Origin of the sequence: Oerskovia rustica (assembly GCF_014836555.1) — a bacterium.
Taxonomy (GTDB): domain Bacteria; phylum Actinomycetota; class Actinomycetes; order Actinomycetales; family Cellulomonadaceae; genus Oerskovia; species Oerskovia rustica.
Window position 1 is genome coordinate 1 of record NZ_JACSQQ010000028.1, and the last position, 20,430, is coordinate 20,430.

Sequence of the window (20,430 nt, forward strand, 5' to 3'; positions counted from 1 at the left end):
GGGCGGCCGGCAGCCCGTCGGGCAGCCTCGTCGTGCGCACGACGAGGCGAGGGACGGCGGGGGAGCCGGGGGAGCCGGTGCGGGGGGACCCTGCCGGGGCGGTGCCGAGGTCGTCGGGGCCTGCCGGGAGGTGGGAGTGCTCAGTCATCGTCTCCAGCGTAGGCGTGAAACGATGGGCGGCATGTCGCGAGCCAGCCTGGACAAGAAGCCCACCGAGGTCGCCTCCATGTTCGACGGGATCGCCCGTCGCTACGACCTCACGAACGACCTCATCTCCCTGGGGCAGGACCGGCGGTGGCGCAAGCACACGGTCGACGCCGTCGCGGCGCTGCCGGGTGAGCGTGTCCTGGACCTCGCGGCCGGGACGGGCACGTCGAGCGAGCCGTTCGCGGACGAGGGCGTCGAGGTCGTGCCGTGCGACTTCTCGGTCGGCATGCTCCAGGTCGGCAAGCGCCGACGCCCCGACATGCCCTTCGTCGCGGGGGACGCCACGGCGCTGCCCTTCGCCGACGCCTCGTTCGACGCCGTGACGATCTCGTTCGGTCTGCGCAACGTCGTGGACACGAGCGCCGCCCTGCGCGAGATGCTGCGCGTGACACGCCCGGGCGGGCGCCTGGTCGTGTGCGAGTTCTCCGAGCCGACGTGGAAGCCGTTCCGCGTGCTCTACACCGACGTCTTCATGCGGATGCTGCCGGTCGTGGCGGGGGCCGTGACCAAGGAGAAGGGCTCCTACGAGTACCTCGTCGAGTCCATCAAGACCTGGCCCACGCAGCCCGAGCTCGCGCACCTCATGCTCGACGCCGGCTGGGAGGGTGTCGCGTACCGGAACCTCAGCGGCGGCCTCGTCGCGCTGCACCGCGGGATCCGCCCCGCCTGACACGCCACACCGAGCGAGGTGCGCCCCGACACGCGGGTCGCGCCTCGCTCCGTGCTGCCCTCCTGCCCCTGCGAGCAGGGTGTTCGTCGCGCAACGAAGGGTTGCCTTGCTACACAATCGCGAGCATGTGTGGCTAGAGTGGCGATGTCCATTGTGAGCGACTTCACAAGGGTGTTACTGAGGCATGCCCGAGGGCGGATCGAGGTGAGAACGTGCGTGACAGGACCGACGACGCGGACGTCATCATCGTGGGTGCGGGCCCTGCAGGTGCCACCGCGGCCCACTACTGCGCCGCCGCCGGACTGAGCGTCCTCCTCCTCGAGAAGGCCTCCTTCCCCCGGGACAAGATCTGCGGCGACGGCCTCACGCCGCGCGCCGTGGGAGAGCTCGTCCGCATGGGGGTCCCCACGCGCGCCGAGGACGGCTGGATCCGCAACAAGGGCCTGCGCGTCGTCGCGAGCGGTCGCCGGTGGGAGCTGCCCTGGCCCGAGCTCAAGGCGTACCCCTCCTACGGGCTCGCCCGCTCCCGCATGAACCTCGACCAGACCCTCGCCGAGCACGCCCAGCGCACGGGCGCCAAGCTCCTCGAGCGCACCAACGTGACCGGCCCGATCCTCGACGAGCGCACCGGCCGGGTCGTGGGCGTCACGGCACGCCCCCTCGACGAGAACGGTCGCCGCGCGGGCGACGAGTACGAGCTGCGCGCCCCGGTCGTCATCGCGGCCGACGGCGTCTCGTCCCGCTTCGCGCTCGCGCTCGGCCTCGAGAAGCGCCAGGACCGGCCCATGGGGGTCGCCGTCCGCACCTACTTCAAGACCCCGCGGCACGACGACGCCTGGATGGAGTCGCACCTCGAGCTGTGGGACGGGCCGGCCGGGAGGTCGAACCTGCTCCCCGGCTACGGCTGGATCTTCGCGCTCGGCGACGGCACCGCGAACGTCGGCCTCGGGTCGGTCAACTCGACCCCCGCCCGCCAGTCCGCCGCGAACGTGGACTACAAGGACCTGTTCGCCAAGTGGATGGCCAACGCCCCCGCCGAGTGGGAGTTCACGCCGGAGAACCAGCTCGGCCCCGTGCGCGGCGCCGCGCTGCCCATGGGCTTCAACCGCAAGCCGCTCTACTCGCGCGGCGTCGTGCTCGTGGGTGACTCGGGCGGCATGGTCAGCCCCTTCAACGGCGAGGGCATCGCGTACGCGATGCAGGCCGCGCGCGTCGCCGCGGACGTCGTCGCGCAGTCCCGGGCCCGCAGCACCGACGCTGCCCGCGAGCGCACGCTCGCGACCTACCCCGAGATCATGCGCCGGGACCTGGGGGGCTACTACACGCTCGGCCGGTACTTCGTGCGGCTCATCGAGCACCCCGAGATCATGCGGCTGTGCACCAAGTACGGGCTGCCTCGACCGCTCGTCATGCGCTTCGTCCTCAAGCTGCTGTCCGACTGTTACGAACCCCGCGGTGGCGACGTCGTCGACCGCGTCATCGCAGGCCTGACGAGGGTGGTGCCATCGGCATGAGAGTCCTCGGTGCGACGGCAACGACGCCGTCCTCGCTGTACCTGCAGTCACCACCCTCACCCCCCTCGGACCCGGGCCCCCGCCGTCTCACGCGGTCGCCCGCCGGCAGCACTCTCGACACGCCCCCGCGCACCCCCCGGAGAGCAGACCGATGACCAACCCGTACGTGCCCGTCCTCGTCCTGATGGGTATCGGCGCCGTCCTCGCTCTCGGCGGAGTCGCCGCGAGCGCCGTGATCGGCCCCAAGCGGTACAACCGCGCCAAGCTCGACGCCTACGAGTGCGGCATCGAGCCCACTCCGCACGCGATCGGCGGAGGGCGCTTCCCGATCAAGTACTACCTCGTCGCGATGACCTTCATCATCTTCGACATCGAGGTGGTCTTCCTCTACCCGTGGGCGGTGGACTTCACGGTCCTTGCCACCTTCGGGCTCGTCGCCATGCTGAGCTTCCTCGCCCTGATCACCGTGCCGTTCGTCTACGAATGGCGCCGTGGCGGGTTCGAGTGGGACTAGCCGGAACCAGTTAGGGAGAACGCAGATGGGGATCGAGGAAGCTCCCTCGGGCTTCTTGCTCACGAGCGTGGAGAACCTCGCGGGGTACTTCCGCAAGGCGTCGCTGTGGCCGGTGACGTTCGGCCTGGCGTGCTGCGCCATCGAGATGATGGCGGCCGGCGCGTCGCGCTACGACCTGTCCCGCTTCGGCATGGAGGTCTTCCGCGCGTCGCCGCGGCAGGCCGACCTGATGATCGTCGCAGGTCGCGTGAGCCAGAAGATGGCGCCGGTGGTGCGCCAGGTCTACGACCAGATGTCCGAGCCCAAGTGGGTGCTGTCGATGGGCGTGTGCGCGTCGAGCGGCGGAATGTTCAACAACTACGCGATCGTCCAGGGCGTCGACCACATCGTGCCGGTGGACATCTACCTGCCCGGCTGCCCGCCGCGCCCGGAGATGCTCATCAACGCGATCCTCGCGCTGCACGACCAGATCCAGGCCGAGCCGCTCGGTGTGAACCGGCGCGAGGCGGCCAAGGCCGCCGAGGCCGCGGCGCTCGAGGCGACCCCGACGTTCCAGATGAAGGGACTGCTGCGGTGACGAGCACCAACGACGGACCGGGCGGTCGTCCGGCCGACGACGTCGCACGCGAGAAGGTCGCCAAGGGAGACGTGCCCGGCGACGAGCTCGTGGCGGGACCCGAGGCGGGCGGCCGCGAGCCGCTCGAGGTCGTCGAGGTCCGCACGGGCATGTTCGGGGCCAAGGGCTCGGGCGACACCTCCGGGTACGGCGGGCTCGTGCGGCCCGTGGTGCTGCCCGGGCCGAGCGCGCGCCCGTACGGCGGCTGGTTCGACGAGGCCGTCGACGTCCTGACCGAGGTCCTCGCCGAGGGCGGCGTGCGGTTCGAGGACGCGGTCGAGCAGGTCGTGGTGGACCCTCCGGGGCGCCACGCCGAGCTCACGCTGCACGTGCGCCGCGACCACGTCGTGACGGTCGCCCGCGCGCTGCGCGACGAGCAGGACCTGCGCTTCGAGCTGAGCATGGGCGTGAGCGGCGTGCACTACCCGCACGACGTGGGCCGCGAGCTGCACGCCGTCTACCACCTGACGTCGGTGACCCACGGGCGCAGCCTGCGCCTCGAGGTCTCCGTCCCGGACGCGGACCCGCACATCCCGTCGACCACGTCGGTCTACCCGTCCAACGACTGGCACGAGCGCGAGACGTGGGACTTCTTCGGCATCGTGTTCGACGGCCACCCGGCCCTCGCCCGCATCGAGATGCCCGACGACTGGCCCGGCCACCCGCAGCGCAAGGACTACCCGCTCGGCGGCATCCCGGTCGAGTACAAGGGCGCCACGGTGCCCCCGCCGGACCAGAGGAGGTCGTACTCGTGAGCACTTCCACCCCCCACGCCACGAAGGCGCCGTACGGGGACTTCGACCCGAGCATCCCCAGCTACGAGGCTGCGGGCGGGGACTGGGCGGACATCGCCGCCGAGGCCACCCAGCTCGGCGAGGAACGCATCGTCGTCAACATGGGCCCCCAGCACCCGTCCACGCACGGCGTGCTGCGGCTCATGCTCGAGATCGACGGCGAGACGGTCACCGAGGCCCGCTGCGGCGTCGGCTACCTGCACACGGGCATCGAGAAGAACATGGAGTACAGGACCTGGACCCAGGGGGTCACGTTCTGCACCCGCATGGACTACCTCGCCCCCCTGTTCCAGGAGACGGCGTACTGCCTCGCGGTCGAGAAGCTCCTCGGGATCACGGACGACGTGCCCGAGCGCGCGAGCATCATCCGCGTCCTCATGATGGAGCTCAACCGGATCGCCTCCCACCTGGTCTGCCTGGGCACGGGCGGCAACGAGATGGGCGCGACGACCGTCATGACCATCTCCTTCACGGCGCGAGAGGAGATCCTGCGGGTCTTCGAGGCCGTCACGGGCCTGCGCATGAACCACGCGTACGTGCGTCCGGGCGGCGTGGCGCAGGACGTCCCGCCGGACGTCGTGGCGCAGATCCGCAAGGCCGACCCGCTGATCCGCGGCTACCTCGGTCAGCTCGGCGACCTCATGCTCGCCAACCCGATCTTCAAGGGGCGCCTCCAGGGCGTCGGGCACCTCAACCTCTCGGGCTGCATGGCGCTCGCGATCACGGGCCCGGTGCTGCGCTCGACGGGCCTGCCGTACGACGTGCGCAAGGCCGCCCCGTACTGCGGCTACGAGACCTACGACTTCGACGTCCCCACCTCGGACGAGGCCGACTGCTACTCGCGGGTCGTGCTGCGCCTCGAGGAGTGCTACCAGTCGCTGCGGATCGTCGAGCAGTGCCTCGAACGCCTCGAGGCCACGGCGGGTCAGCCCGTCATGGTCGCCGACAAGAAGATCGCGTGGCCCGCTCAGCTCGCGGTCGGCGCGGACGGCCAGGGCAACTCGCTCGACCACATCCGCGAGATCATGGGCACCTCGATGGAGGCCCTGATCCACCACTTCAAGCTGGTCACCGAGGGCTTCCGGGTCCCGGTCGGCCAGGTGTTCCAGTCGGTCGAGCACCCTCGTGGCGAGCTCGGCGTGCACCTGGTGTCCGACGGCGGCACGCGCCCCTACCGGGCCCACTTCCGTGATCCTTCGTTCAACAACCTGCAGGCGGTCGCCGTGATGTGCGAGGGCGGCCAGGTCGCCGACGTCGTCGTCGCGGTCGCCTCGCTCGACCCGGTGCTGGGAGGGGTGGACCGATGACGCTCGAGGCTCACAGGTCCGGATACGACGAGGCGACGTACGCGCGTCTCGCCACGGACACCGCGGCGATCGTCGCCCGGTACCCGGAGAAGAGGTCCGCGCTGCTGCCCATGCTGCACCTGGTGCAGTCGGAGGACGGCTACGTCTCGCGCGACGGCATCGCGTTCTGCGCCGAGCAGCTCGGCATCACGGCCGCCGAGGTGTCGGCCGTCGCGACCTTCTACACGCAGTACAAGCGCCACCCCAACGGGACGTACACCGTGGGCGTGTGCACCAACACGCTGTGCGCGATCATGGGCGGCGACGAGATCTTCGACGAGCTCTCGGAGCACCTGGGCGTCGGGCACGACGAGACGACCGACGACGGGGCCATCACCCTCGAGCGGGTCGAGTGCAACGCGGCGTGCGACTACGCACCCGTCGTGATGGTCAACTGGGAGTTCTTCGACAACCAGACGCCCGCGGGCGCCACGCAGCTGGCTGACCGGCTCCGGGCGGGCGAGGACGTCGCCCCCACGCGCGGCGCCGCCTCGGTCTGCACGTTCAAGCAGATGAGCCGCGTGCTCGCCGGGTTCTCGGACGGCCGCGCGGACGAGGGCGTCGGGGCCGGCAGGCCCACGCTCGCCGGGCTCCGCCTGGCCCGTGAGCACGACTGGACCGCGCCCGCCGGTGCGGCTCCGGAGCAGGTCGACGGGTCGGCCACGGACGCGGGCGCGGCGGCCGCGGAGGGCGCATCCGCCGTCGGGCAGGAGCAGTCCAGCGCCGAGCGCAGGCCCACCACGCCCGCCGACGCCACGGGCGCCACGCCCGACGCCTCGAAGGGGAAGCAGCCGTGAGCGAGAAGACGATCGACCCGCTGACCCCGATCCTCAGCGAGACCTGGGACGCGGACCGCTCCTGGACCCTCGACGCCTACGTCGCCGGCGGCGGCTGGAAGGGCCTCGCGAAGGCCCTCGCACAGCCGCCCGCGGACGTCGTGCAGGTCGTCAAGGACTCGGGCCTGCGCGGCCGAGGCGGCGCCGGGTTCCCCACGGGCATGAAGTGGGGCTTCCTGCCCGCGCCCGACGGCGGACCCCGCTACCTCGTCGTCAACGCCGACGAGTCCGAACCGGGGACCTGCAAGGACATCCCGCTCATGCTCGCGAGCCCCCAGCTCCTGATCGAGGGCGTGGCCATCACGTCGTACGCGATCGGGTGCGACCACGCGTTCATCTACGTGCGCGGCGAGGTCCTGCACGTGTACCGCCGCCTGCTGCGGGCCGTCGAGGAGGCCTACGCGGCCGGGTACCTGGGCAAGGACATCCAGGGCTCGGGCTTCGACCTCGACGTCACGGTCCACGCGGGCGCCGGGGCGTACATCTGCGGCGAGGAGACCGCGCTGCTCGACTCGCTCGAGGGCCTGCGCGGCCAGCCGCGCCTCAAGCCCCCGTTCCCCGCGGTCGCGGGCCTGTACGCGCGGCCCACCGTGGTCAACAACGTCGAGTCGGTCGCGAGCGTCCCGGCGATCGTCACCGAGGGCGCCGACTGGTTCAAGAGCATGGGCACCGAGCGCTCGGCGGGCCACGGGCTGTTCTCCCTGTCGGGCCACGTGGTGCGTCCGGGCCAGTACGAGGCGCCGCTCGGCGTCACGCTGCGCGAGCTCCTCGACATGGCCGGCGGGATCCGCGGCGGCAACCGCCTCAAGTTCTGGACTCCCGGCGGGTCCTCGACGCCGCTGTTCACCGACGCGCACCTCGACACCCCGCTCGACTACGAGTCGGTCGCGGCGGCGGGCTCCATGCTGGGCACGCGCGCGCTGCAGATCTTCGACGAGACCACGTGCGTGGTGCGGGCCGTGAGCCGGTGGATGGACTTCTACGCGCACGAGTCGTGCGGCAAGTGCACGCCGTGCCGCGAGGGGACCTACTGGCTCAAGCAGATCCTGCGCCGCATCGAGACGGGCTCCGGCACCGAGGGCGACCTCGACGTCCTGCTCGACACGTGCGACAACATCCTCGGCCGCGCGTTCTGCGCGCTCGGGGACGGCGCCACCTCGCCCGTCACGAGCAGCATCGCGCTGTTCCGCGAGGAGTTCGAGGCGCACATCACCGGGCGCGGCTGCCCGTTCGACCCGTCGGCCGCGGCCCTGTTCGACTACACGCCCCGGCGTGCCCCGCAGGCCCTGACAGCAGGAGCGCACTGATGACGACCACGACGCCCGGCCCGTCGAGCGCGGTCGCGGCGGGAGGCGCGAAGCCCCCCGCCCGCCCCGACGACGTGTCGTTCACGATCGACGGCATCGAGATGGCCGTGCCCAAGGGCACCCTCGTCATCCGTGCCGCCGAGCAGGTCGGCATCCAGATCCCGCGGTTCTGCGACCACCCGCTGCTCGCCCCCGCGGGCGCGTGCCGCCAGTGCCTCGTCGAGGTCGCGACCCCCGACCGCGAGGGCAACGTCCGCCCCATGCCCAAGCCGCAGGCCTCGTGCACGCTCGAGGCGACGCCCGGCATGGTCGTCAAGACCCAGCACACGTCCGCGGTGGCCGACAAGGCGCAGCACGGCGTCATGGAGCTCCTGCTCATCAACCACCCGCTCGACTGCCCGGTGTGCGACAAGGGCGGCGAGTGCCCCCTGCAGAACCAGGCCATGAGCAACGGGCGCGCGACGAGCCGCTTCGTCGACGTCAAGCGCACGTTCCCCAAGCCCATCGCGATCTCGACCGAGATCCTGCTCGACCGCGAGCGCTGCGTCCTGTGCCAGCGCTGCACGCGGTTCTCCGCGGAGATCGCAGGCGACGCGTTCATCGACCTGCAGAAGCGCGGCGCGCAGCAGCAGATCGGCCGCTACGACGCGCGGGTCCTGGGCTTCGCCGACGGTGAGACCGAGCAGACCGCCCCCGCGGGCGCACTGCCCTACGGCGCGCAGTCCGGCTTCGAGGCCCCCGTCGGGGCCGCGCTCGAGGACGAGTCGGGTCGCCCGTTCGCGTCCTACTTCAGCGGCAACACCGTGCAGATCTGCCCGGTGGGCGCGCTGACGGGCGCCGCGTACCGGTTCCGGTCGCGGCCCTTCGACCTGGTCTCGACCCCGGGCGTGGGAGAGCACGACGCCTGCGGGTCCGCGATCCGCGTCGACCACCGCCGCGGCGTGGTGCTGCGACGCCTGGCGGGCGAGGACCCGCTCGTCAACGAGGAGTGGATCACCGACAAGGACCGCTTCGCGTTCCACTGGCAGGACGCGCCGGACCGACTGACCCACCCGCTCGTGCGCGACCGCGAGGTCGACGCCGAGGGCCGGGTCACGCGCGGCGAGCTGCGCCCCGCGAGCTGGGCCGAGGCCCTCGAGGTCGCGGCCGACGGGCTCGCGCAGGCCCGCGCGGCGGGTGGCGTCGGGGTGCTCCCCGGTGGTCGCCTGACGGTCGAGGACGCCTACGCGTACGGCAAGTTCGCACGCGTCGTCCTGGGCACCAACGACGTCGACCACCGCGCCCGCGTGCACTCGGCCGAGGAGGCCGACTTCCTGGCCCACCGCGTCGCGGGCACGGGCCTGGGCGTGACGTTCGACGAGCTCGAGAAGGCCCCCGCGGTGCTCCTCGTGGCCCTCGAGGCCGAGGAGGAGGCGGGCGTCACGTTCCTGCGCCTGCGCAAGGGCGTCCAGAAGCGGGGCCTGCGGGTCTTCTCGCTCGCCCCCTTCGCGAGCCGGGGCGTGCAGCGCCTCGACGGCACGCTGCTGCGGGCCGCTCCGGGCACCGAGGCCGAGTGGCTCACGGTGCTCGCCTCGGGCGCGCAGACGCTGTTCGGCCATGACGGGGCCGTAGGCCCCGACGTACCCGAGTCGGTCGACGAGCCCGCCGAGGTCGCGGCCCTGCGGGACGCGCTCGCGCAGCCCGGCGCCGTGATCCTGGTCGGCGAACGTCTCGCCGGGGTGCCCGGCGGGTACTCGGCGCTCGTGCGCCTCGCCGAGGGCACCGGGGCACGCCTCGCGTGGGTCCCCCGCCGGGCGGGGGAGCGCGGCGCGGTCGAGGCAGGGACGCTGCCGGGTCTCCTCCCGGGCGGACGCCCCGTGCCCGACGCCGCAGCGCGGGTTGACGTGTCCGTCGCCTGGGGTGTCGAGCACCTTCCGGAGGCGCCCGGCCGCGACACGAGCGGCATCCTCGACGCCCTGTCCGTGGGCCAGCTCGACGGCGTGCTCGTCGGTGGTCTGCACACCGACGACCTGCCCGACCCCGACCACGCCCGCAGGGCGCTGGGCGCCGCCGGGTTCGTCGTGTCCCTCGAGGTCCGCGCCTCGGACGTCACGGAGCTCGCGGACGTGGTCCTGCCCGTGGCACCACCGGTCGAGAAGGCCGGGGCGTTCGTGAGCTGGGAGGGCCGCGTGCGGACCTTCGAGGCCGCGCTCGCCACGACCGCGATGCCCGACCACCGCGTCCTCGACGCGCTCGCCGACGCAGCGGGCGTCTCGCTCGGTACCCGCACGCTCGGCGAGGTCCGGGACGAGATCGACCAGCTCGGCACCTGGGACGGCGAGCGCTCGGCGGCGCCCGTCGAGCCCGCCGCCGAGCCGCCGGCCGTCGCACCGGGCACCGCGGTGCTCGCAGGGTGGCGCCTGCTCCTGGACGCCGGACGCGGGCAGGACGGCGAGCGGTTCCTCGCCGGCACCGCCAAGCGGCCCGTCGCCCGGCTGTCCGCGACGACCGCCGCTGCGGCCGACCTCTTCGAGGGCGACGTCGTGCGGGTCTCGACCGACCGCGGGTCGATCGAGCTGCCGGTCGTGATCACCGACATGGTCGAGCACGTCGTGTGGCTCCCGCTCGGCTCGCAGGGGTCGAAGGTCCACCGCGACCTCGGGATCACCCCGGGGACGCTCGTCCGCATCGAGCCCGCCGCCGGGTCCGCGTCCGTCGCACGGGCCGCGGAGTCCGCAGAACCCACCCAGCGCACCGACGGGGGAGCATCATGACAGGCCTGCTGAACCTGGTCTCCGGGGCGGTCCTGGTCTCCGAGACCCCGGGCGTGCCCGGGATCAAGGCCGACTTCTCGCAGGACAACGGCTGGACCTACCTGGTCAAGGCCGTGCTCATCATCGTGTTCCTGCTCACGAGCGTGCTCATCGCGATCTGGTTCGAGCGCAAGGTCGTGGCCCGCATGCAGGTCCGCCCCGGACCCAACGTGCACGGTCCCTTCGGCCTGCTCCAGTCGCTCGCGGACGCCATGAAGCTGCTGCTCAAGGAGGACCTCACGGTCTCCGCGGCGGACAAGTTCGTGTACATCCTGGCGCCCATGATCGCGGTGTTCTGCTCGCTGCTGACGTTCGCCGTCATCCCGTTCGGGCCGAACGTCACGATCCCGTTCACCGACTACTCGACGCCCGCGCAGCTCACCGACTTCCCGGTCGCGGTGCTCTACATCCTGGCGTGCGCCTCGGTGGGCGTGTACGGGATCGTCCTCGGCGGCTGGTCGTCGGGCTCCACCTACCCGCTGCTCGGCGCGGTCCGCTCGACGGCCCAGGTCATCAGCTACGAGCTCGCGATGGGCCTCGCCCTGGTCAGCGTCTTCATCATGGCCGGCTCGATGTCGACCTCGGAGATCGTCGACTCCCAGACGAGGGTCTGGTGGGCGCTCATCCTCATCCCGAGCTTCATCATCTACATCATCGCGATGATCGGTGAGACCAACCGCCTGCCGTTCGACCTCCCGGAGGCCGAGGGCGAGCTCGTGTCGGGCTACATGACCGAGTACTCGTCCATGAAGTTCGCCTGGTTCTTCCTCGCCGAGTACATCAACATGATCAACGTCTCGGCCGTGGCGACCACGCTCTTCCTGGGCGGGTGGCGCGCCCCCTGGCCGCTGTCCGCGATCAACGACGGCATGTTCAACGAGGGCTGGTGGCCCATCCTCTGGTTCCTCGCCAAGGTCTGGGCCTTCATGTTCGTGTTCGTGTGGGTCCGCGGGACGCTCCTGCGCCTGCGCTACGACCAGTTCATGAAGTTCGGCTGGAAGATCCTCATCCCGGCCGCGCTCGCCTGGATCGTCGTGCTCGCGGTCGTCCAGGGCATGATCCGCTTCGGCGACGTCGACAACCGCACGATCCTGATCGGCGCCGGCGCGCTGTTCGCCGTCGCGCTGCTCGCGATCTTCCTGTGGCCCGCGCGCAAGGACCCCGGAGGGGGAGCCGACAAGGCCGGGGGAGCGACGCCGTCGGGCACCTCGCCCTACCGCAAGGCGGCCACCGCCTCGCCCGAGCCCTTCGACGCCTTCGCGGGCGGATTCCCCGTCCCGCCGCTGCCCGGCCAGTCCCTGCCCAGCGCCTCGCGCCGAGCCCGGCGCCTGGTCCCCGAGGGCAGCCCGCCACCCGGCGGCGGCCCCGCAGCTCCCGACGCCCAGGACGAGGAGGCCCCCCGTGGCTGACTACGAGTCGTTGATCCCCCAGCGCAAGGGGCTCGGCGGGCTGCTCGCACCCGTCGCCGGATTCGGGGTCACGTTCTCCTCGATGTTCAAGCCGACCGTGACCGAGCAGTACCCGTTCGAGAAGGTGCCGACCAAGCCGCGCTACCACGGTCGCCACCAGCTCAACCGGTACGAGGACGGCCTCGAGAAGTGCATCGGGTGCGAGCTGTGCGCCTGGGCGTGCCCCGCGGACGCGATCTACGTCGAGGGCGCGGACAACTCCGCGCTCCCCGACGGCGCGCACCGCTCGCCCGGCGAGCGGTACGGCAGCGTCTACCAGATCAACTACCTGCGCTGCATCTTCTGCGGGCTGTGCATCGAGGCGTGCCCCACGCGGGCCCTGACGATGACCAACGAGTACGAGCTCACCGGACCGACCCGCGAAGGGCTCATCTGGGAGAAGGAAGACCTCCTCGCGCCGCTGCGCGAGGGCATGCTCGCCGCCCCGCACCCCATGGTGCCCGGGACGACCGACACCGACTACTACCGGGGAGAGGTGACCGGGCCCGTGCCCGAGCAGATCGACTGGGTGCGCGAGCACCGGCCCGACGACCCCACCCTGCCGCCCGTCGAGGACCCCGCCGCCGCACGGCGCCCCGAGGTCCGGAAGGTGGTCCGGTGACCGTCAGCGGGGGAGAGGTCGTCCTGTTCTGGGTCCTCGCCCCTCTCATGGTGCTGGCCGCGCTCGGCCTGCTGTTCGCCCGCAAGGCGGTGCACGCCGCGATCTGCGTCGTGTTCGTCATGATCAGCCTCGCGATCCTCTACATCGCGCAGGAGGCGGCGTTCCTGGGCGTCGTGCAGATCGTGGTCTACACGGGCGCCGTCATGATGCTCTTCCTGTTCGTGCTCATGCTCGTGGGCGTCGACGCGTCGGACTCGCTCGTCGAGACCATCCGCGGCCAGCGCGTCATCGGTGTGCTGCTCGGGCTGGGCCTCGGCTCGATCCTGGTGGGCGTCATCGCGCAGGCGACGTTCCCGCCCTCGGTGGGGCTCACGGCGGCCAACGCCGAGTCCAACCCGGTCGCGCTCGCCCGCATCCTGTTCGCCGACTACGTGTTCGCGCTCGAGGTCGTCGGCATCCTGCTCGTGACCGCGGCGATCGCGGCGCTCGTCCTGACGCACCGGCGCCGGCTGGTGCCGCGCGTCGGGCAGCGGCAGATCTCCGACGCCAAGGTCGCGGCGCTCGCCGAGGGCGGGCTCCTGACCCCCCTGCCGGCGCCGGGCGTGTACGCGCAGAACAACGCGATGGACACCCCCGCGCTCGACCCGCAGGGGCGGCCCATCGAGCACTCCGTCTCGCGCATCCTGCGCATCCGTGGGCAGGAGCGCTCCGCGGGTCACATCCTCGCCAGGGAGCGGGCCGTGCTCGTCGAGCACGAGCCCGAGCTGACGGCCCGGCGCTTCCCCGAGCTCACGGCGCCCACCGACGAGGAGGCCGCCGCGGACCTGTCGGGCGAGGCTCCGGTGCCCGCGGCCGTGCCCGGGGCGTTCCCGACCGACACCACGTCCGGGGCGACCGGGCCGACGACCGATCCGGCGACCGGGCCGACGACCGGGCCGACGACCGAGCACGGGAAGGAGAGCTGACATGGAGCTGACCAACTACCTGGTGCTCGCCGCGATCCTCTTCGCGATCGGCGCGACGACCGTGCTGCTGCGACGCAACGCGATCATCGTCTTCATGGGCATCGAGCTCATGCTCAACGCCACCAACCTGACGTTCGTGACGTTCGCCCGCATGCACGGGGACCTCCACGGCCAGGTCATCGCCTTCTTCGTGATGGTGGTGGCCGCGGCCGAGGTCGTCGTGGGGCTCGCGATCATCGTGGCCATCTTCCGTACCCGCCGCTCGGCCTCGGTCGACGACGTCAACCTGCTGAAGAACTGAGAGGGCAGGCATGCCAACGGTGACTCTGCTTCCTGCCCTCGCGCACCTGGTGCCGGCCTCGCTGCCGACCCAGGAGATCGTCCCGGCCTCGACCGTCGTGCCCGGGCCGTTCCTGCTGGCCCCGCTGCTGATCCTGCTGCCGCTCCTGGGGGCCGCGATCCTGCTGCTCGCGGGGCGCCGCAGCGACCGCTGGGGCGCGTGGTACGGGGTGCTCATGTCGGGCGGCGCGTTCGTCGTCGCACTCGTCGTGTTCTTCTCGATGCTGGGCCTGCCCGCCGACGAGCGGGTGGTCGACCACCGGCTCTTCGACTGGATCGCGGCGGGCGGGCTCGACGTGGGCGTGGGCCTGCGGATCGACCCGCTGTCCATGACGTTCGTGCTGCTCGTGACGTTCGTCGGCACGCTCATCCACGTCTACGCGGTCGCGTACATGGAGCACGACACGGACAAGCGCCGGTTCTTCGCCTACCTCAACCTGTTCGTCGCGGCCATGCTGGTCCTGGTCCTCGCGGACTCCTACCTCGTGCTGTTCGTCGGCTGGGAGGGCGTGGGCCTGGCCTCGTACCTGCTCATCGGGTTCTGGAACTACGAGCGGGCCAACGCCGTGGCCGCCAAGAAGGCGTTCATCATGAACCGCGTGGGCGACCTCGGCCTGATCGTCGCGCTCATGCTCATGTTCGCGGGCTTCGGCGCGGTCGACTTCGCGACGGTCTTCGCCGACGCCCCGGAGGCGGGCACGGCCCTGCTGACCGCGATCGCCCTCGCGCTCCTGGTCGCCGCGTGCGGCAAGTCGGCGCAGTTCCCGCTCCAGGCGTGGCTCGGTGACGCCATGGCGGGCCCCACACCCGTCTCGGCGCTCATCCACGCGGCCACCATGGTCACCGCGGGCGTCTACCTGGTCGTCCGCTCGGCGCCGATCTTCGACGGAGCCCCGACGGCGCAGCTCGTCGTGGTCCTCGTCGGTGCGGTCACGCTCCTGTTCGGGGCGATCGTCGGCTGCGCCAAGGACGACATCAAGAAGGTCCTGGCCGCCTCGACCATGTCGCAGATCGGCTACATGATGCTCGCGGCCGGGCTGGGGCCCATCGGGTACGCGTTCGCGATCTTCCACCTCGTGACGCACGGCTTCTTCAAGGCCGGGATGTTCCTCGGCGCGGGCTCGGTCATGCACGGCATGGACGACGGGGTCGACATGCGTCGCTTCGGTGCGCTGTCGAGGTACATGAAGGTCACGTGGATCACGTTCGGCCTGGGGTGGCTCGCGATCCTGGGGATCCCACCCTTCTCCGGGTTCTGGTCGAAGGACAAGATCATCGAGGCGGCGTTCGTGCCGATCGACGGTCAGGAGTGGCGCGCGTGGGTCTTCGGCGGCGTCGCGCTGCTGGGCGCGGGCATCACGGCGTTCTACATGTCGCGCCTGTTCTTCATGACGTTCCACGGGCACAAGCGCTGGAACGACGGGTCGGGCAGCCCCACGGGGCCGCTCTCGACCGACGGGCCCGTGCAGCATCCGCACGAGTCACCCGTCCTCATGACGGCGCCCATGATCGTCCTCGCGGTGGGCTCTGTGGCCCTGGGCGGGCTGCTCGCGATCGGCAACGTGTTCGTCGACTGGCTCTCGCCCGTGACGGGACACGCCGAGCACGCCGAACCGGTGCTGCCGGTGTGGTCGCTCATCACGCTGACACTGGTCCTCGTCCTGCTGGGCGTGCTCCTGGCCTGGCGCCAGTTCGCGGTGTCCCGTGTCCCGATCGTCCCGCCGCACGGTTCGGTCCTGACCCGCGCGGCCCGCAAGGACCTCTACCAGGACCAGGTCAACGAGGCCGTGTTCATGCGGCCCGGGCAGTACCTCACGCGGTCCCTCGTCTACGGGGACCGGCAGATGGTCGACGGCGGCTGGATGGGTCTTGCCGGCCTCGTCGGCGCGACAGGGGAGAAGTTGCGCGGCATGCAGAACGGATTCGTCAGGTCGTACGCGGCGACGATGCTCGCCGGCCTGATCGTGATCGTCGCGGTGGTCCTCGCCGTGACCACCGGAACAGGGAGCTGAGGGACCGATGACCACCGAGATTCCCTGGCTGACACTCCTGATCGTCCTGCCGCTCGTCGGTGCGGCCGCGGTCTGGGGGCTGGGCGCCACGTCGGCACGCAAGCACCTGCGGACCGTGGCGGTCGTGTTCGGTCTCGCCGAGCTTGTGCTCCTGGGCCTGGCGATCAGCGCGTTCGACACCTCGGACGCGGGCACGTACCAGCTCACCGAGACGCACGCATGGATCCCGCAGCTCGGCGTGAGCTACGCGGTGGGGGCCGACGGCGTCGCGCTCCTGCTGGTCGGGCTGGCAGTCCTGCTCGTCCCGCTCGTGATCCTGGCGGCGTGGCGCGAGCAGGACGGCGACCTCGCCAAGCTCCGCCACTACCTGGGGCTCGTGCTGCTGCTCGAGGCGTTCATGGTCGCGGTCTTCGTGGCCCGCGACGTGTTCTTCTTCTACGTGCTGTTCGAGGCCATGCTGATCCCGGTGTACTTCATGATCGGCGGTTTCGGGGGCGGGGCGCAGCGGCGCTACGCGGCCGTGAAGTTCCTGCTGTTCTCGCTCGCGGGCGGGCTCGTCATGCTCGTCGCGGTCATCGCCCTGTACCTCAACGGGCCGGGCGGCGAGCAGGGCTTCCTGACGCAGAACCTGGTCGACCACTTCGCGGCGAACCCGCTGGCGGTGAGCACCGAGAGGCTGCTCTTCCTGGGCTTCTTCCTGGCCTTCGCGATCAAGGCGCCGCTCTTCCCGGTCCACACCTGGTTGCCCGACGCCGCCGAGCACGCCCCTGCGGGCACCTCGACGCTGCTCGTGGGCGTCCTGGACAAGGTGGGCACGTTCGGCATGCTGACCCTGTGCCTGCCGCTCTTCCCGAACGCGAGCCAGTGGGCAGCCCCCGTGGTCGTGGTGCTCGCGGTCGTCTCGATCCTGTACGGCGCGCTCATGGCGATCGGCCAGAGCGACATCATGCGGCTCATCGCGTACACGTCGGTGTCGCACTTCGGATTCATCGTCCTCGGGATCTTCTCGTTCACGTCGCTCAGCGTCTCCGGGGCCTCGTTCTACATGTTCAACCACGGGATCTCGACGGGCGCGCTGTTCCTGCTCGCCGGGTTCCTCGTCGCGCGGCACCCGTCGCGCTCGCAGCGCCTGGCCGACTACGGCGGGCTCCAGCGGGTCACGCCGGTCCTCGCGGGGACGTTCCTCGTGGCGGGTCTCTCGGCCCTGTCGCTGCCCGGCCTGTCGACGTTCGTCTCGGAGATCATGGTGCTCGTCGGGACGTTCTCCCGCAGCCACCCCGCAGCTCTCGTGGCCGTCCTCGGCGTGGTCCTCGCCGCGCTGTACGTCCTGCTGACCTACCAGAAGGTCTTCACGGGCAAGGCCCCGCAAAACCTCGTAGGGACCCCGGACCTCGGGGCGCGCGAGAAGTGGGTCGTCGCCCCCCTGGTCGTGGCCCTGCTCGTCCTGGGCTTCTACCCGGCTCCCGCGCTCGACCTGGTGCGCGAGCCCGCGGACGCGACCATGACGGCCGTGGGGGTCGAGAACCCGCCCACCACCCCTGATCTCCTCAGCGTTGAAGGGAGCGACTCGTGACCCCCGCAGCCGCCTTCGTGGCCCCCGTGATCGAGTGGGCCTACCTGGTCCCGGTCCTCGTCATCCTGGGCGCCGGTGTCGTCGGGGTGCTCGTCGAGGCCTTCGTGCCCGACCGCGCCCGCCGCGTCGTGCAGGTCGTGCTCGCGCTCGCCGCGCTGGCCGGGGCGCTCACGTCGATCGTGCTGCTCTGGCCCGACGTGCTCGCGCAGAACGGCGTGCGGGTCCTGGGCGGCGCGCTCGTCGTCGACCCTTTCGGGCTCGCGGTGCAGGGGATCGTCGTGGTCCTCGCGCTCCTGGCGACGCTCGTGATCGCGGACCGCACCTCGACCAAGCAGGACGCGTTCGCGCCCACGGCCGCGGCCGTGCCGGGCTCGGCGTACGAGGACCTCGCGCGCCGTCGTGGCCTCGAGCAGACCGAGGTGTTCCCGCTCGTGCTCTTCGCGGTCGGCGGCATGATGATCTTCCCCGCGACGGGCGACCTGCTCACGATGTTCGTCGCGCTCGAGGTGCTCTCGCTCCCGCTGTACGTGCTCACGGCGCTCGCGCGGCGCCGTCGGCTCCTGTCGCAGGAGGCGTCGTTCAAGTACTTCCTCCTGGGAGCCTTCGCGTCGGCGATCTTCATCTTCGGCGTGGCGCTCGTGTACGGCTTCGCCGGATCGGTGCGGCTCGCGGACGTCCGCGGCGCGCTCCTGGAGGGCGGCGGCCTCGACGGGATGACGGGTCTCGTGCTGCTCGGCCTCGTCATGGTGCTCACGGGGCTGCTGTTCAAGGTCGGCGCCGCCCCGTTCCACTCGTGGACGCCTGACGTCTACCAGGGCGCCCCCACGCCCGTCACGGGCTTCATGGCGGCCTGCACCAAGGCGGCGGCTTTCGGGGCGCTCCTGCGCGTGCTGTACGTCGTCGGGCAGGCGCTGCCCGCCGACCTCCAGGAGAAGCTCGTGATCGCGCTGTGGGTCGTCGCGATCCTCACGATGATCGTCGGGACGGTGATCGGTGTCATCCAGACCGACATGAAGCGCCTGCTCGCGTACTCGTCGATCGCGCACGCGGGCTTCCTGGTCGTGGCGCTCGTCGGGTTCGGGGAGCTGAGCGGGTTCGGGGTCCGGGCGCTGCTGTTCTACCTCCTGGCCTACGGTCTGGCGACCGTGGGCGCGTTCGCGGTCGTGACGCTCGTGCGCGAGCGTGCCCCGCAGCCCGTCGTGGTTCCCGCCGAGGCGGAGCTGGCGACGGTCGGCGCGGTGTCGGGCGCCGGGACGGGCGGGTCGGCAGGCCCCTCCAGCACCTCGCCCGACGGCGGTGTCGTCCTGGGCGAGGCCACGCACCTCACGGAGTGGGCCGGGCTGGGCAAGCGGAGCCCTTGGCTCGCGGGCGCGTTCGCGCTCTTCCTGCTGTCGATGGCCGGGATCCCGCTCACGGCGGGCTTCATCGCGAAGTTCACGGCCTTCCAGTCGGCGGTCGCGGTGGGCGCCTGGCCGCTCGCCCTGATCGGTGTGCTGGCCTCGGCAGTCGCGGTCTTCTTCTACGTGCGGGTCATCGTGCTGATGTTCTTCACGCCCTCCCCGCGGGCGGCGGCGGAGGGTACGTCGGAGGCCCCCTCGGATGCGGCGGAGGTCGCAGGCCCGGACCTGGGGACGACCGGAGGGACCGCAGGACCGGGGAGCGCCGTGGCCGCGCTTGCGAGCCGTGTCACGGTCGTCCGGTCGGAGGGATTCACGACGATCGCGATCACGATCTGTGTGATCGGCGTCATCCTTCTCGGCGTTTTGCCCTCCTCGGTTCTCGATCTGGCCTTCGAGGCGGCTAAGTTCAGACCGTGACCACTGTGCCACCCGTCTCCACGACGGCGATCCCCCTGACCGATCCGGAGCTCGCCGCGACGCTCACCGCCCGCCTCACGACAGTCGAGGCGAGGCTGAGCGACGCCGTCGCGCACTCCGACGGGCTCGCGGACTCCGCGTCCCGCCACCTCGTCAACGCCGGCGGCAAGCGCCTGCGCCCGCTCCTCGCGCTGCTGTGCGCGGAGCTCGGCGACGGCGCCAGGCCCGAGGTGGTGGAGGCGGCCGTCGTCGTCGAGCTCACCCACCTGGCCTCGCTCTACCACGACGACGTCATGGACTCCGCGCCGGTGCGCCGCGGTGCTCCGTCGGCGCACGCCGTGTGGGGCAACTCCGTCGCGATCCTCATCGGCGACCTGCTCTTCGCCCGCGCGGCGTCGACGGTCGCGGCGCTGGGTCCCGAGGCCGTGCTCATCCAGGCGCGCACCTTCGAACGCCTGTGCCTCGGCCAGCTCCACGAGACGACGGGTCCCTCGGCGTCCGACGACCCCGTCGAGCACTACCTGGGCGTCCTCGCGGACAAGACCGCGTCGCTGCTGGCGACCTCGGCCCGTCTCGGCGCGATGTTCGGCGGGTGCGACCAGGCCGTCGTCGAGGTCGTCGCGGAGTACGGCGAGAAGCTCGGCGTCGCCTTCCAGCTCGCCGACGACGTGCTCGACCTCGCGTCGTCGGGGGCCGAGTCCGGCAAGACCCCGGGCACGGACCTGCGGGAGAAGGTGCCGACCATGCCGGCACTGCTGCTGCGCGCCCGTGTCGCGGCCGGGTCGGGCACGGTGGCCGACGCCGCGCTGGTCGACCTCCTGGACTCGGACCTGTCGGGGGACGAGGAGCTCGCGGCCGCGGTCGCGGCCCTGCGGGCCCACGAGGTCCTCGGTGAGACCAGGGCGCTCGCCGTCGGGTGGGCGCGCGCAGCGATCGACGAGCTCGAGCCGCTGCCCGCCGGGCCGGTCAAGGAGGCCCTGGTCGCCTTCGCCCAGGCGCTGGCGGACCGCGCGGCCTGACGGCCCCGTCGGGGCACGGAACACGACGGAGGGCGGTGC

17 protein-coding genes are annotated in these 20,430 nt (G+C 71.6%); all 17 read left to right on the forward strand.

Annotated features, from left to right (window positions below; genetic code table 11):
* The first annotated feature begins 181 nt into the window (after positions 1-181).
* Positions 182-877, forward strand: a complete 696-nt coding sequence (locus H9652_RS14920; protein WP_138825663.1) for a demethylmenaquinone methyltransferase — start codon at positions 182-184, stop codon at positions 875-877.
* Between the two features lie 212 nt (positions 878-1,089).
* Positions 1,090-2,391, forward strand: coding sequence for a geranylgeranyl reductase family protein (locus H9652_RS14925; protein WP_191796949.1), 1,302 nt, complete (start codon positions 1,090-1,092; stop codon positions 2,389-2,391).
* 151 nt (positions 2,392-2,542) lie between these two features.
* A complete protein-coding gene (locus H9652_RS14930; protein WP_056649801.1) occupies positions 2,543-2,905 on the forward strand; it encodes an NADH-quinone oxidoreductase subunit A in 363 nt (120 codons plus the stop codon).
* A gap of 25 nt (positions 2,906-2,930) precedes the next feature.
* Positions 2,931-3,482 (forward strand): NuoB/complex I 20 kDa subunit family protein, encoded by a 552-nt coding sequence (locus tag H9652_RS14935; protein WP_138825659.1) that lies wholly within the window; start codon positions 2,931-2,933, stop codon positions 3,480-3,482.
* A 71-nt stretch (positions 3,483-3,553) separates the two neighbouring features.
* The gene (locus H9652_RS14940) at positions 3,554-4,276 is read left to right on the forward strand and encodes an NADH-quinone oxidoreductase subunit C (RefSeq protein ID WP_318244197.1); all 723 of its coding nucleotides are present in this window, start codon (positions 3,554-3,556) and stop codon (positions 4,274-4,276) included.
* Positions 4,273-5,622, forward strand: coding sequence for an NADH-quinone oxidoreductase subunit D (locus H9652_RS14945; protein ID WP_191796951.1), 1,350 nt, complete (start codon positions 4,273-4,275; stop codon positions 5,620-5,622). Before H9652_RS14940 ends, H9652_RS14945 begins: the two co-directional genes overlap by 4 nt.
* The gene (nuoE, locus tag H9652_RS14950) at positions 5,619-6,458 is read left to right on the forward strand and encodes an NADH-quinone oxidoreductase subunit NuoE (RefSeq protein WP_191796952.1); all 840 of its coding nucleotides are present in this window, start codon (positions 5,619-5,621) and stop codon (positions 6,456-6,458) included. Before H9652_RS14945 ends, nuoE begins: the two co-directional genes overlap by 4 nt.
* An 11-nt stretch (positions 6,459-6,469) precedes the next feature.
* Entirely contained in the window at positions 6,470-7,804 is a 1,335-nt protein-coding gene (gene nuoF / locus H9652_RS14955; protein ID WP_191796974.1) for an NADH-quinone oxidoreductase subunit NuoF, read from the forward strand.
* Entirely contained in the window at positions 7,804-10,557 is a 2,754-nt protein-coding gene (locus H9652_RS14960; RefSeq protein WP_191796953.1) for an NADH-quinone oxidoreductase subunit G, read from the forward strand. Before nuoF ends, H9652_RS14960 begins: the two co-directional genes overlap by 1 nt.
* Positions 10,554-12,005 carry an NADH-quinone oxidoreductase subunit NuoH gene (gene nuoH, locus H9652_RS14965; protein ID WP_191796954.1) on the forward strand — a complete coding sequence of 484 codons (1,452 nt, stop codon included), beginning with the start codon at positions 10,554-10,556 and terminating at the stop codon, positions 12,003-12,005. Before H9652_RS14960 ends, nuoH begins: the two co-directional genes overlap by 4 nt.
* On the forward strand, positions 11,998-12,666 hold the full coding sequence (nuoI, locus tag H9652_RS14970) for an NADH-quinone oxidoreductase subunit NuoI (RefSeq protein WP_051703076.1): 669 nt from the start codon (positions 11,998-12,000) through the stop codon (positions 12,664-12,666). The genes nuoH and nuoI overlap by 8 nt, the downstream gene beginning before the upstream one ends.
* Positions 12,663-13,631 (forward strand): NADH-quinone oxidoreductase subunit J, encoded by a 969-nt coding sequence (locus H9652_RS14975; protein WP_191796955.1) that lies wholly within the window; start codon positions 12,663-12,665, stop codon positions 13,629-13,631. Before nuoI ends, H9652_RS14975 begins: the two co-directional genes overlap by 4 nt.
* A 1-nt stretch (position 13,632) precedes the next feature.
* Positions 13,633-13,932: an NADH-quinone oxidoreductase subunit NuoK gene (gene nuoK / locus H9652_RS14980; protein WP_138825647.1), complete on the forward strand. Its 300-nt coding sequence runs from the start codon at positions 13,633-13,635 to the stop codon at positions 13,930-13,932.
* A gap of 10 nt (positions 13,933-13,942) precedes the next feature.
* On the forward strand, positions 13,943-15,982 hold the full coding sequence (nuoL, locus tag H9652_RS14985; protein ID WP_191796956.1) for an NADH-quinone oxidoreductase subunit L: 2,040 nt from the start codon (positions 13,943-13,945) through the stop codon (positions 15,980-15,982).
* A 7-nt stretch (positions 15,983-15,989) separates the two neighbouring features.
* On the forward strand, positions 15,990-17,555 hold the full coding sequence (locus tag H9652_RS14990) for an NADH-quinone oxidoreductase subunit M (protein ID WP_191796957.1): 1,566 nt from the start codon (positions 15,990-15,992) through the stop codon (positions 17,553-17,555).
* Complete coding sequence (gene nuoN / locus H9652_RS14995) at positions 17,552-19,372, forward strand: NADH-quinone oxidoreductase subunit NuoN (protein WP_191796958.1); 1,821 nt, start codon at positions 17,552-17,554, stop codon at positions 19,370-19,372. Before H9652_RS14990 ends, nuoN begins: the two co-directional genes overlap by 4 nt.
* Positions 19,369-20,391 (forward strand): polyprenyl synthetase family protein, encoded by a 1,023-nt coding sequence (locus tag H9652_RS15000; protein WP_318244195.1) that lies wholly within the window; start codon positions 19,369-19,371, stop codon positions 20,389-20,391. Before nuoN ends, H9652_RS15000 begins: the two co-directional genes overlap by 4 nt.
* Positions 20,392-20,430 lie beyond the last annotated feature (39 nt).

Excerpts from the sequence above, each read along its gene's own strand:
- H9652_RS14920 (WP_138825663.1), top strand. The coding sequence starts at position 182 with ATGTCGCGAGCCAGCCTGGACAAGAAGCCCACCGAGGTCGCCTCCATG.
- H9652_RS14930 (WP_056649801.1), top strand. The coding sequence starts at position 2,543 with ATGACCAACCCGTACGTGCCCGTCCTCGTCCTGATGGGTATCGGCGCC.
- H9652_RS14935 (WP_138825659.1), top strand. The coding sequence starts at position 2,931 with ATGGGGATCGAGGAAGCTCCCTCGGGCTTCTTGCTCACGAGCGTGGAG.
- nuoE (WP_191796952.1), top strand. The coding sequence starts at position 5,619 with ATGACGCTCGAGGCTCACAGGTCCGGATACGACGAGGCGACGTACGCG.
- H9652_RS14960 (WP_191796953.1), top strand. The coding sequence starts at position 7,804 with ATGACGACCACGACGCCCGGCCCGTCGAGCGCGGTCGCGGCGGGAGGC.
- nuoH (WP_191796954.1), top strand. The coding sequence starts at position 10,554 with ATGACAGGCCTGCTGAACCTGGTCTCCGGGGCGGTCCTGGTCTCCGAG.
- nuoK (WP_138825647.1), top strand. The coding sequence starts at position 13,633 with ATGGAGCTGACCAACTACCTGGTGCTCGCCGCGATCCTCTTCGCGATC.
- nuoL (WP_191796956.1), top strand. The coding sequence starts at position 13,943 with ATGCCAACGGTGACTCTGCTTCCTGCCCTCGCGCACCTGGTGCCGGCC.
- H9652_RS14990 (WP_191796957.1), top strand. The coding sequence starts at position 15,990 with ATGACCACCGAGATTCCCTGGCTGACACTCCTGATCGTCCTGCCGCTC.